Genomic DNA, 13,494 nt, shown 5'->3' with positions numbered 1-13,494 from the left:
ATACATTATGATGAAACTCGCTGAAGTCAATAAAAAATACGGGCCCGTCGGGCTCTACCGCGCCGCGCGCGAAGTCTATGGCGACGTCAAAAAAACCTTCATTGAAGGTAAGGCCGCCTATCGCCAATCGATCAAGCCCCGCCCGGCCGTTAATGCGCCGGTCCCGCGGCCACGCATAGAATCGACAAATGTGGAGGAACTGCTTCGTTCTTCTTCGTATCAGATGGCCTCTACCGGCGCCCCCGGCAGCCAGCCGGCCCAGAGCATGACATTCATTGCGCGGAATTCGATTGTTGGCGGGAAATTTGAAAACCTTCTAAAACGCCTTGACTCAAATTTTTTGAGCAAAATAAACCTTGCCGGCCTGGGCGCGGCGTTAGCGGCCCCCTTGCTTGCGCTTTACACCTACACGGTACCACTGCATTCGCTGGCGTCATTTTCCTGGTTGCTGCCGGCAACTTTAGTTACCGCGGGTGTTCCTCTTATTCTAAACCTGCTCCCTTTGGCCGCGGTCGCCATCTGGCGGGGCATAGCCGCGGCTAAAAAAAACTCCGCCGCCAAGGACCTCGTTAAAGCCGCGACCGACAACAACAACGCCGGTATATCGTCACTGGCGGTCCGCTTGCACGAGCTGGCTGGCAGTGACGCCGAAAGTAAGATCCGAGATTTTATGCGCCGGCGCCTGGACACGCACGCCGACTACCAATTGACCGAATTTTTGCAGAATTTAAATGACGCCGAAGCTTATATGGGCTCACCGGAGTGGGAGAAACCGCTTAGCGATGCCAATGCGCGCCGGGGGCAAAAAGATAAGATCAATGGATTTTTAGCCTCAATCCCTAACTTTGGCAAGACCTTTGAGGCGCTCAAAACGCGTCGAGCAGAGATCGATCGTTATGAAGAAGATTTAAAGGCCAGAGCAGCCGCGCAAAAACTGCAGGAAGAAGAAGATTTTCTCAAACAATTTATTTAAAGTTTAGATGAAATTTCTCAAAAAAATCTCCGAGGTACTATTACGATGGCAATAACTATGAAAAGCGCTAATGAGATCTATAGAAATTGGGCTCCGGGCAAGTTCTATCGCGCCCTGCAGGCCAACGGTGCCGGCGGCGGCCAGGACCTTAAGGCAAAAACCGCGGCCGAACTTGCTGTATTATTGACTGATGTTGAAAGGCGCAGAGCGAACGCCACCCCTGCCAACCTCGCCAAATTTGACGCGGTTAAAGCGCAAATTGTGCAGGCCCAAAAATTTGTCGTGGCCAGGAATTTTTACCAGGAAAAACAGAATATTAATTTTACGGACTTGTCCGAGTCCGACTATGTGAATAACCATCAGAGGTTCGACAGGCTTATCTCCGAGCATATTAATAATGTAGAAGCCGGCGAGCTGAAAACCAATCTCCAAAAACTCCAGGCCGGGGCAAAACAACAGGTGGAGGCCAGGCAATTTTATGACGAGTTTAAGGAACATTCCCACGATGACTTTGCGGCGCTCACCAATCCGGCGGCTTTCAGGACCAGGGCCGATTTGCAGATCGGCAAGGCTAAGGGCAATTTAAGGACCGAGATCGAACGGCTCAAGGCCAAAGCCGAAACCGCCAGGGCGGCCAAGGCATTCATTGACCAGTATAAAGGGTATTCCTACGATGACTTTGCCAAGCTTTCCGATCCGGCGGCTTTCAGGACCAAAGCGGAATCGCAGATCGGCAAAGTTGAGGGCAATTTAAAAACAGAGATCGAACGGCTCAAGGCCAAAGCCGAAACTGCCGATGCGGCCAAAGATTTCCACAAAAAATATCGCGGCGCTGATTTTGGCAAGCTCGACCTAGCCGGTTATTCCGAGTTCATAACCAATATTGACGAACAGATCGATAAAGTCGGCGGCAGCAACCTCGGGACCGACCTGACGGCCCTTAAAGCTAAAGCGGAAAAAGACAGAGCGGAAGCGGCCAAAAAGACGGTCGAAGCCAAGCGGCCGCCCAATGGCGGCCGGCGCCGGGCAGACCGGGGCTCCGATTCGCGGATCGACTTGAAAGACGAAGATATCGATGCTAGCGAGCCGGATATATATGTAGGCACCAGCAAAAAATACCATCGACAGGCCACCCCTTTAGGCGAGGGCGGCATCGGCAAGGTCTACGCGGCCGAAGAGCTTAGCTCTCGAGATATGGTCGCGATAAAGGAATTGCATTTCGGAAGCGACGCGGCCCTCACCGCCAGGTTGTTCAGGGAATTTGAAGCCACCAACCGGATCGAAAGCGAACATATAGTCAGAGGGCTGGATTCGGGAAAACGCCCCGACGGTGCGCCTTTTATTGTCATGGAACTCCTCACCGGCCGAGACCTGTCCGAAATAATCAAGGAGAAGGCGGCTCATAAGGTCTGCATGCTGGTCGATGAGCTGGTCCCGTATCTATTAGGCGTTATTGATGGGCTAAAAGCCGCGGCCGTCGAGGGGATTACTCATCGCGATATAAAACCCCAAAATATTTATATCGAAGAGAAATTTGACCGGCGGGCGCCTGCCAATAAAAGAGCGGTTATCCTTGATTTTGGCCTGGCCAAGATCATTGAAGACGGCAGTCGGGCCGAAGCAGGCAAAGATAAAGGTGGAACAAAAACCGGACAATTGATGGGGACCCTCGAATATATGGCTCCCGAGATTCCGATCCTCACGGGGCCAGAAAAGAACAAAATGCTGCCGGATGAGTTGTTACGTCGATATATTCTGGTGGATATCTATGCTTTAGGCATCCTTGCCTACAAATGCCTGATGAACAAGGTCCCTTTTTCGATAACTTCTCCAATTGAATATGGAAGTTTCGCCGGCGGGTTTATGAGCCATGACTTCCCGGCAATGGGCGACAATGTCCCGCCAATTTTTCAAAAAATAGCCGCAAAAATGATCGCTTTCGATCCCAAGGACCGCTACCAGGACTATGACGAACTGGAGCTCGACATTAACTATGCGATGTTTAAATTGAGACATGCAAAGTTTCAGTCTCGCGGGGTCCAGAGCCGAACCATTTTTTCTTCGATCGAAGAAATGGCTGCCCAGCCCCCCGTTACCGTCAGGCATCAGCCCGCCCCGGGTTTTAACCTGATTGATCCGATCGTGCCGACATCGGCGGACCAGGCCATAGAACTATTACAGGGGGCCGTCCGGACCGTCCGCGGCACCAGCCCAACTGACGAGCAAAAGACGAAATTAAATCAATGGATCTTAAATATATTGGAAAATGAATCTTTGGCTGCTGATGATGATATCACTCGCATGGCCAATATACTGATCAACAAATTAAAAGGGAGCAAATAATGGCAAAGATCGGCCAAACAAATATCACCCCTGAGATCATGCGTCGTTTTGTAACGGACAAGAGAGCAAAACTTCTCAACGCATCAAACCGGACAACGCTCGATCGTCTGGCGAAAAATTTTCTTCAGCCGATCGCCGATGAAAAAACCGATTGCGGCCGGGAAGTCGTCAAGCTGGCGACCAGAGCACTTGTAAAAATAAACTTGCTCGAACCGAATCTGCCGGCCGAAAATCCCAACCAGCTCAAATGGCAGATCGTAACCGGCCCGAAAAACGCGTTTGCGGAGATCGCCCGTTTCACCGATCGCGGCGTTTACAGCGCCTCCGATATCGGCCAAAGGGATAAACAGGATGACTCTTTTGCCGCCGTCATTTTACCCGACGGCCGGATTCGCCTCACGGGCGCCGACGGCATGGGCGGCCACGCCGACGGTTACGTTGCCTCGCGCCTGGCGGTTTTAGCCGTTGACGGCAAAAAAGATATCCAAACAGCCGTAGTCAAAGCGCATGAAGAGATCGATCGGTCCGCCGGTCAAGCAACCGGGGAGCGGAAAATGGGGACAACCATCGCCGTGGTGGAGATCGATCCGCGAACCGGAAAAGTGAATGGCGCTTATATCGGCGACAGCCGGGTTTACTTGTTAAGAGGAAATGGCGGCTTCTTCCTGCTGACCATGCCCCACACCAGGATACTTGACCGGGAAACATTGACCCCCATCCTGGCTGACACTAAATATTATTTTTTCCACACCCTTTATCCCGAATTGAAAGGGAACAAAGAAAAGACAGAAGAAAAGGCGCGCGAACTAAGGGGTTTGCTGGCCGCCGTTCAGCCGCTGTCTGAAAGGGAAATAATTTTGATCGATGAATTGACCGGACGGGCGCAAAAAAACGCCCCCGGCTTGAACTGTCATCATCCTAAATATATTTTAGGCCACACTCTGCCCGACGGCGATCTGGTCCCGGGGTTTGCGGCGCAGTTAGAAAAAGACGACGTCCTTTTAGTCGTTTCCGACGGGATGAGCCTTTCTCCCGAAGAGGTAAGAAAAGAATTTGAGCCTGGCCGCGCTCTGCCCGAAACCGTCAAAGCCCTGATCGAAGCGAGTAAAAATAAGAACGGCGAAGGCTCCGACAATGTTACCGTTCTGGCTTTTAAGCAGCCCGCGCCGGTTGAAGTAAAAGCCGCCTCCGTTTACGAAGAACTGGAGCCGGAAAGCATCAACCTTTCCGATCTAGCCCTTTTGAAGACCATGGATAAGGACACGAAAACCAGAGGGGCTATCCTGACCGCCCTGCTGGCCAATGACCTGGCCAAAAATGAGCTGGTCGGGGCCATTGCCGATTCCAGCGTCATACTCGACGATCTCCCGCTCAACGCGATCATTGCCGCTTACAATACTATTCTTAATGCCAGAGAAACCCCCGTCCGCAATCAGGCCCTGATCAACTTAAAGGTCACTTATTACACCAGGGTGCCCGACCAGTTCGAGATAGTCCTTGATAATATCATCAGCGGAGATCAGGCCGCCTGCACCGAATATTTTGAAGGCGATGACCGGAAAATAATCATGGCCTTTGCGGGTGACGCCGGGCATCCCCTGCAGCCAAAAGCGCTAGACGCTCTTGATATATTGAACGCCTTCGCCCTGCATGAACGAAAAACTATGATATATGAAAGAAAGCCGCTGCCGCATTTTGAACTGGAGGAAGAGGAATCGGAGGGGTCCGGCCGGCCGGCTACGCTTCCCCCGGCGCCGCAACCGCTCCCACCAGCGAAAGCGGTTTCAGAGCTCCAAGCCGTTGAAGATCGGCTGGACGAAGGAACGCCATTAAGTCTCGCTGATCTGCTGGCCCTCAATGATCGCCTCGACCGCGCTTTAAGCCAGGCCGCCGGAGACGAGCGAGTCGGGCTTAAAGCCGCTTTTCTGTTCAACATCGTCGGCATTCGGCTAAAGGAACAATTAGGGGAATGATCGATGACTGAACCGATAAAAAAACCATTAACTTCGGCGCAACGATTTAGCCGTTTATGCCAGTCGGTCCCCAAAGTTCACAGTCAAAGAGCCCTGGCCCATCTTAGTGGCACAGTCGTGCGGATGCTTGAGCGCATGACCGGGACAAGCCTATCGGTGTTGGAACAAAATAAAGACCACCTGATAAACGGCAAAAAAGATTTATTTGATATTTGGCAAACGGTTAGAGGCCAGATTGAAAAAGCCGCGCTGGACCTGCTTCCCGAGAACCCCTCGATCCTCGGTAACAGCACCCTGGCCAAAGGAGAGATCAGGCGGTTTGCCGCTCATGGCGTCTTTGGCGTGATCGATCAAGCGGTGAGACCCGCGCAAGAAGATGTCATCGGCACAGCCTTTACCAAAGACGGCAGTCTCCTGCTCGTCGGCGCCGATGGTATCGGCGGCCAGCCTGACGGCGCGCGCGCCGCGCGCCTGGCCGTGGAAGCGGTGCTGGACAAGGACTATCAAGACCTGTCCCTGGGGGACCAGATCGCCGCCGCCCGGGACAAGCTAAACATAGCCAACGCCGGAAAAAAGCCGGAAGATATGATGGGCACGACCCTGGCCGCAGCCAGGATCAACCCGGCGAGGGACCAGGTCGCCGTTTCCCATGTTGGCGACAGCCGGGTTTACATTGTCAGGGCGGAAGGCACGATTCTGCTTCTCACCCTGCCGCGGATCAACCTTTTATCGGCCGAAAAGCTAATGGCCCTGGCTAAACAAAAACACAATTTAGAACTGATCTACAAAGACCTGAACCCCAGCGAAATAAAAAGGAGAAAAGATCAGCTGATCGAGCTTAGCTTTGCCGATTCGCCTTTTAGCGAAGAGCAGGTCCGGTTTATCGACGACCTGATCTCGCGGGTGCAGAATAACATGGGACACCTCAAGCACGATCTTAATCATCTTCAATTTTCTCTGGGGAACCCAGGGCTGGTCCCCGTGCGGGAAGAGTCCTACGATCTGCGTCCGGGAGATACGGTCCTGATAGCGACCGACGGGATGACCCTCTCCCCGGCTGAGATCAGAGCTATCTTTGGTTTAGGTCTTTCGCTTGAGGCAACGATCAAACAATTGGTGGCTGACAGCGCGGGGGGAGATAACACCTCCGTGCTTGGTTATCGGCGCCCGGCCTTGCCGCTTAAAGAACTTGAAGAAAGGCTCTCATTGGCAGTTAAAAAAGAACTTTCATTGGAAATTCCGGTAGACATTGAAGAACCGGCTCCGGCAATCCCGAAAGAAGAAGAGCCGGCACCGGCAGTTCCGAAACCAGACGGCCGGAGTTCTTTTGTCGATCAAGCCAATCTGGCCGAAGATGTCGACACTATCTTTTTCCTGCAATCCCGTGACGTCGACCCTCGACAGAGAGGCGAGAACCTACTGTACGTTTTGGGCTATGGAGGAGAAGAAGAACAGGCGGATGTGATCGAAGCGCTTAGCGAAAAAGGCATTCTGCTTTCCGACCTCCCGTCGGAATTGATCGGACAAACGATCTTGATGGTCCACAGTTCGACCGTTGGGGCTCCCGAACAGCGCGCTGCCGCCAGCCGGAACCTGGAAGCCGTTTTAGACGCCAGAGAGCTAGAAAAAACTACCCGGGTAGTGGAAAAACCGGAGCCGGCAACGCTCTCTTTTCAGGAGGCCAAGGCCCAATTGAGAGCGATTGAAGCTGAAATTTTCGAAAACACGACGGCCGAAAAATTAGCCGAGCTGAACGATCGGATCGACGCGATCAGGGACCGGTCCGGCAACGATAATCGGCTTGAGCAAAAAGCCGGGCATCTGCTCAACATCATCGGCATTAAATTAAATCGAATCCTGGATTCTGATCAAAAATAAAGGGGGAAATAAAAATGGTAAGAGTAGGAGTAGAAGGACCGAATGGAATAAAGAGGTTTCCAAAAATAATTCGCAGCGAGGAAGGGTTGATCAAAACATTGCGTAAAGTATTCGATCGGTCGGCCAGCCGGGCGGACTTGAACCGCTTGAGCCAGGTACTGGCGCCGATCGCCAAAGCCGACCAAAGCGTCCCTCCCGCGGTTTTAAAAGAAGTTAATTCCTTACAAGCCGCCAGGAACAGGGCGCTGGTTTCACTGCCAAAATTACGGTATCCCACCGCCCCCGTCCTCGGGTCAGCCGACGTTCTGCCCGAATCAAAACCGGCGGCTCCTGCAGCTGAAGCCAAAAAGCCCTCTATCCGGCCCCTGGCGCCAAGGCCTGACGCCGCGAAAGTTGAACCAAAGCCGGCGGAAGACAAGCCAACGGCCGACCACGACACGACTAACGATCGCGTAAAAGAATTAGAAGCTCAATTATCCACCGCCAAAGATGAGCTGACGCTCATCAGATCAGAAGTCGGCGACGCCAATACACTTAGAGATTCGATTAGCAACTTAAACGGCGAGCTAAAAACGGCGCGGGAAAAATTAACCGAAGCCGAGGCAAAGCTTAAAGAGCAGGCAGGGGCAAGCGCCCTCCTGGAGAAAGCTCGCGAAAACATGCTTAAAGCAAAAGAAGAAAGTGAAGGGCTCACAGTCGAACTGAAAAAAACTCAAGCGGAACTGCAGGCCGCGCTGGCCAAAGTCGCCGTCGAAGATTTGCTCGGTAAAATGGAAGCCGAGCTGGAAAGCGTCCTGCTTGAGTGGAAAAGCGTCGCTTCAAGCATCACCGAATTGACGGCTAAGGGCGATGAGCTCTCGTCCAAAATGGCGGTCTTGCGCAACGATCTGGAAAGCTATCGGAGCGACGTCGTAAAAATCAATCAATATTATCGAGCCCAAATGAAAAACGAAGCGCATGATTATCGGGCCAAGGTGCTTAAAGATCATCCCGGTTTTGCCCGCTCGCTGGCGCGGCTCAAAGAATTAAAAGCGGCGCAGGCCGAGCCCGAAGCGATCGCCGAAGTCAGGGAACTGATCCAGGCCAGGAGCGCGCCTCTCATTCAAAAGATCAAGCATGATATTTTAGCCGAGCTGAAAGCCGCTAAAACCGGCGAAACAGCCGCGATCGAAGCCGCCATCGGCAAGATCGAAACTCGGTTGAATGGGGTCAGGGCCGAAATAAAATTGATCAACGAATTATTGCTGGAGCTCGAACAGAAAAAGAGCGATCTGTCAGCGCGCGCCGATTCTCTGCGCGGCGAAACCGGAAGAATACGCGCCGAACAGCTTGGCCGGATGAGCGGCATCAGTTCACGTCTGGATAATATAGCTAAGGGCGTCTCCACGGTCCTGCCCGAGAAGAAATCATAAAATATAGTGAAATTTCGCAGATAAGTGACCGATAATCATATGGATAGGATTGGTCCGTCCTCAAGAACGGACAAAACGGAGGAATAAACATGGTTGGAGGAATAAACATGGTTGAAAGTATAAGTAATCTGGTTAAAAGCGTGACTGCCTCGATAGTCAATAAAAAGGCTGAAGATGTAACAATAGGAGACGAAGCTAAGGTCATCGGCGGAGGTATTGTCGCCGCCGTTACTTCTCCGATTTGGGCCCCGATCGCGCTTTCATCGATCCCGGTTGTCGCTCTATTAACTATACCGGGCTGCGGCGAGAAAGATATCACTCCGACACAAGGTCCCGGTGGAGAAAAGTTGAAGCAAGACGGCGGAGTTGAAATTTCACCCGATGGCGGCTGGCAGATGCCGACGCCCGACTCTGCCGCTGACGCGGCCAAAGATACCGCCAAGCCCGATGTCATCACTCCCGAAGCGGCGGCCGATGGTCCAAAAGTTCCCGAAACCGGCTACGAGGATGTTCAGCATCCGCCGATCCCTTTCTTTCAATCATTTTCGCGCGGTTTCATTCTCTTGGGCTGTGACCCGAACCCGACTCCGGACGCAGGAACAGGGAACGGCGTGGAATTTTACGCGAACTGCAACGCAGAATATCAGGTCAAACAGATGCCCGATATCGATATCCAATATTCCGGCCTTGGCACACTTAACAAATTGACCCTGACTATAACAGCTAACCCCAAGCTTTTTGATCCCAAGGCCCCCTGCCTACCCGGAGCCATGGCAGAAAATTGCCAAAAATCGGACGCTGGAATCAAGATAGAAGATTATACTTGTTCGTTGAACCCTGATATCAATCCGGAATATCCAAGCAACCGCTTGCCTGTTGCTCCGTACGCTTACGGAGTTATCGACAATGTGGCCAAAAAATCTTATCCTATTAACAACTATGACTCGGCTCAATGGTGGAACAACCAGTTTGGCGCCCAATGCAAAGCCGGCGATGGCGGCACAGAATCTTCCGGCAACCCTATCAAGATCGTATTGCCGGCTGATATAATCCATCATGATAACGGCCAGGGCACCGTGAATGTGGACACCAAGGTCCTGTGGGCCAATGTCATCGGCACCAGCAATTATAACGGCCTGATGTACGGCTACAGACAGGAAGGCACTTTACAGGGTGAATAAGATCATACAGGGGGAAAAAGATGAATAAAATGAAAAATATTTTAAAGATCGGAGGGTTGGTGTTCGGGCTGGCTTTGGTCCTGATGGCGGTCGCGGGTTCGGCTAACGCTTCCGTTGTTATCCCCAGCAAAAGCGTTATCAATCCGGTAACGCAAACCGTCTATGTCCCGAACAACGGCGCTTCTCCTTCCGAAGTCAGGATCTATTACCGTTCCGGCAATGGTTTGAATTCCACTTGGCTAGAAACAAGGAAAATAAGCATTACCACCTCGACCACCGCCAAGGTTTACGGCCTGGCGATCTCGGCGGACGGCAAAAGATTGTTCGTTTCGATCAACGACTCTTATCAATCCCAATTGAGAATTTATGACCTTGATATAAATAACTACGGGATCCCCACCTACAATTATAAACTCGCCCAGTGGACCCCTGCCAGTAACAGTTCGCCAGCGGGTGTTACGGTTGTCGATAATCGCGCCTATGTGGCGGATATGGGCTCGGCACGCGTCCATATTTTTGATTACGACGGCTCGAACTGGAAAAAGACCGGCGAGATCACTGAAGGGCTGACTGGTTTAGGCGCCATCTATGATGTCGCAACAGGCCCTAAAGTAGATAATAAATTTGGCTATAGTTACCCGATCTTTGTTTCCCGCAAGACCATTGCAGATGGAGTCACCAAACAGCTTTTCATGTATTCCTATAATTACGCGATCAACTTTCAAACTAAAGTTGTCACCACCTCCATTAACTTTTTATCTTCGGCCAACGTCGAAACTCCGACTTACATGAAGGTCGCGAACGGCAAGCTTTATGTCGCGGTCAAGGATTCCACCGCCGATGTGAAGATATTCGATTACAGCGGGGGAACACTGGTCGAAGACACAACTCCGATCAACAACGGCACTAATTTCTATTACGGCTGGGCCGGGCTTGACCTCGCGCCCGACGGCAGCGCTCTTTACTACACGCAGGCGCAGAATTCAAACGAAAACCCGACCAAGCTGATCAAAATCGTGCTGCCCGGCACCAATCCTATTATCAAAGGCAGCCATGCCGCCCCCTATGACGGTCTGGTCATCTCAACGGATAATATGTACGCTATCTCGACCTACAGCTGGAGCGGCACGATCCAAGCTGACGTGATAAACAACGATCCGATCCAACCGGTCATTACCAGCGTTTCGCCGACCCAAAGCGTTTACGGAGTGAACGTCGAGGCGACCGTAACGGGCAAAAATTTCATAAACGGTAGTACATCGATATTTTTTGGCAGTATGCAAATGCCAGTCAACGTCGTTTCATCGACCCTGGCCAAAATAACTGTTGATAATGGCTTCTATAGCCAGTTCGTGTCACAGTCACAGGTCAAACATGTTTTCGAGCTCTGGAGCAGGAACGAGGGCGGTCTCGCACTTTTCAAGCCGTCGGGTGTCTTTTTTACCGTTAATCCGTCGACGGCTAACTGGCCCACCGTTACCTCGATCGACCCGAACAACGGCGTGCAGGGGCAGACGGTCAATATCGTTAATTTAATAGGTACGAACTTTGTTAAGGGAACTACGCCGGCTGATTCGACCACGGTCAAACTTTATCGGGCCGGCACCAATACCACGATCAATGCGCTCGTTACGGTGGTCGACGACAAGCATATCATCGGCGCGATCCCGATCAAATTAGCCGATCCGATCGGTTCATATGATGTGGTCGCAACCAATCCGGACTCAAACGTTGGCACACTCCCCGCCGGCTTTACCGTTTTCGCTCCGGGTACCGCGCCGACTGTAACTAAGATCGATCCCAACCTCGGGCTGATCGAGAGCAGTATTTCGGGTAAAATAACCGGCACGAATTTCCAGGCCGGCGCGACCGCTTATCTTTCCAAAGCCGGACAAGCCCCTATCCCGGTTAACCTATCAAATATCACTCCGACCTCAATGGATTACAGCATCGCCAATCTGGGCGACATGATCGGTCTCTGGACCGTCAACGTCAAGAATCCCAACAATCAGATCGGCTCGCTCTACAATGGCTTCAACATCGTTGTGAACGCGGATAAAGTGCCGACCATCACGGCGGTCTATCCGTCCAAGGCGCCCAACACCGTGGACACCAATATCATTATAGAAGGCACCAATCTCGATACAGCCACTGCGGCCGATATCCAGATCAATCCGACCAAGCCGTTAACCAATCTTAAGGTGATCTCCGCGACCAAGCTGTCGGCCACCTTTCCTGCCTTGACCTACACTCTGCCGGCTGGGACTTATCATATAACCGTTTCCAACAAGTTTGGGACTTCGGCCCAGACCAAGGCCGACGTTTTCGAGGTGACGAAAGGGCTGGAAGACCCTGCTCAACCGTCGCAGATTCAAAATTTTACCGCAGCCGATAATGAGGACAAACAATCGACTTTACATTGGTTCAATCCGGCCGATAATGACATGGCAGCAATCGAAGTCCGTCGCTACGCCAGCGCTTATCCCGCTTCTTATGATTCTTCGGGCACGCCGGTTTATGGGGCCAATATTATTCCCAAGCCGAGCGAAGAGATTACCTTTCCTGACGCTCCGCTGACTAACAACACAACTTATTATTATGTTGCGTTCATTAAAGACACGTCCGGCAACTGGAGCACGGTGCAGATCGGCAAGAATGCCGATACGGCAACCCCTGGGACTGGTGGTAGCGCCGATGTCCCGCGCAATCTAATGGCGGTGAAGTCGGGAAATGATGCTATACTTACCTGGGATGCGCCTCAAGCAGGCGAACCCGGAGGTGGCTATCGCGTGTACCGCGGCACCAGCCCAACCACGATCACTAATTTAGTTGGAGAGGTCCTCGCAGGAACCCACACATTACCCGATACAGGAGCAGTTATGACAACTGACTCGTACTACTATGTGGCTAAGGCATTTACCGGCCCAACCGAATCAGGGCCATCGAATATGGCTAGTATAGTTAAAATCAACCTTGTTAAAAATCAAACTACCGGAAGTAAATATTGGATTTCGATCCCTTATTTAAATTCATATGCAACATTGGCAAGCATTATTGATGATATGAATGGGATTGGAGACATCACAACTGGCGCCGGATTAACAACTGCGCCAACAAATTGTGATTACATTGCCAGATTAAATCCGACTACCCAGCAATTTGAGGCAGTATGGTGGGACGGCCAAGTTTGGAACTCTGCAACAGATGACGGTAATACCCCTGCACTCGAAACCCCGGCAAATATAATTGGGGAAGGATTTGAAATCTCTGTGCTTAAGAATTTCACAATGGCATTTGCTGGCGGCAATGATCCTAATTTCACCTTTACTTTGACCAAAAATGCAACCATTGGGAATAAACATTGGATATCGATTCCCTATACGACAACTTATACCACTATAGCAAGCATCATTGGCAATATTAATGGGATTGGAGACATCACAACTGGCGCCGGATTAACAACTGCGCCAACAAATTGTGATTACATTGCCAGATTAAATCCGACTACCCAGCAATTTGAGGCAGTATGGTGGGACGGCCAGGTTTGGAACTCTGCAACAGATGACGGTAATACTCCTGCACTCGAAACCCCGGCAGTCGTAATTGGCGAGGGATACGAAATGTCGATTCTAAAAGATATAAGCTGGAAACCGCTTAGTCTGTAATATATTCACAGGAGGAATAAAATGAAAAAGATTAAATTATTTGCGATTATTTTGGGGGTGATTTTGGTT

Annotated in this window: 7 protein-coding genes; all 7 read left to right on the top strand. The window is 51.4% G+C overall.

Annotated features, from left to right (window positions below; translation table 11 throughout):
• Positions 1 to 7 precede the first annotated feature (7 nt).
• Positions 8 to 973 (top strand): hypothetical protein, encoded by a 966-nt coding sequence (locus WC903_01425; GenBank protein MFA5892618.1) that lies wholly within the window; start codon positions 8 to 10, stop codon positions 971 to 973.
• 57 nt (positions 974 to 1,030) lie between these two features.
• Positions 1,031 to 3,316 (top strand): protein kinase, encoded by a 2,286-nt coding sequence (locus WC903_01420; protein ID MFA5892617.1) that lies wholly within the window; start codon positions 1,031 to 1,033, stop codon positions 3,314 to 3,316.
• Positions 3,316 to 5,289, top strand: a complete 1,974-nt coding sequence (locus tag WC903_01415) for a protein phosphatase 2C domain-containing protein (protein MFA5892616.1) — start codon at positions 3,316 to 3,318, stop codon at positions 5,287 to 5,289. Before WC903_01420 ends, WC903_01415 begins: the two co-directional genes overlap by 1 nt.
• A 3-nt stretch (positions 5,290 to 5,292) precedes the next feature.
• On the top strand, positions 5,293 to 7,167 hold the full coding sequence (locus WC903_01410) for a protein phosphatase 2C domain-containing protein (GenBank protein MFA5892615.1): 1,875 nt from the start codon (positions 5,293 to 5,295) through the stop codon (positions 7,165 to 7,167).
• Positions 7,168 to 7,181: 14 nt separating this feature from the next.
• Positions 7,182 to 8,579: a hypothetical protein gene (locus WC903_01405; protein ID MFA5892614.1), complete on the top strand. Its 1,398-nt coding sequence runs from the start codon at positions 7,182 to 7,184 to the stop codon at positions 8,577 to 8,579.
• A gap of 107 nt (positions 8,580 to 8,686) precedes the next feature.
• Positions 8,687 to 9,760 (top strand): hypothetical protein, encoded by a 1,074-nt coding sequence (locus WC903_01400; protein MFA5892613.1) that lies wholly within the window; start codon positions 8,687 to 8,689, stop codon positions 9,758 to 9,760.
• Positions 9,761 to 9,789: 29 nt separating this feature from the next.
• On the top strand, positions 9,790 to 13,425 hold the full coding sequence (locus WC903_01395; GenBank protein MFA5892612.1) for an IPT/TIG domain-containing protein: 3,636 nt from the start codon (positions 9,790 to 9,792) through the stop codon (positions 13,423 to 13,425).
• Positions 13,426 to 13,494 lie beyond the last annotated feature (69 nt).

Source organism: Candidatus Margulisiibacteriota bacterium, from assembly GCA_041658645.1.
Classification (GTDB): Bacteria; Margulisbacteria; WOR-1; order O2-12-FULL-45-9; family XYB2-FULL-48-7; genus JBAZZV01.
Note: the sequence above shows the minus strand (reverse complement) of the source record. Positions and strands in the feature narration are given on the sequence as shown.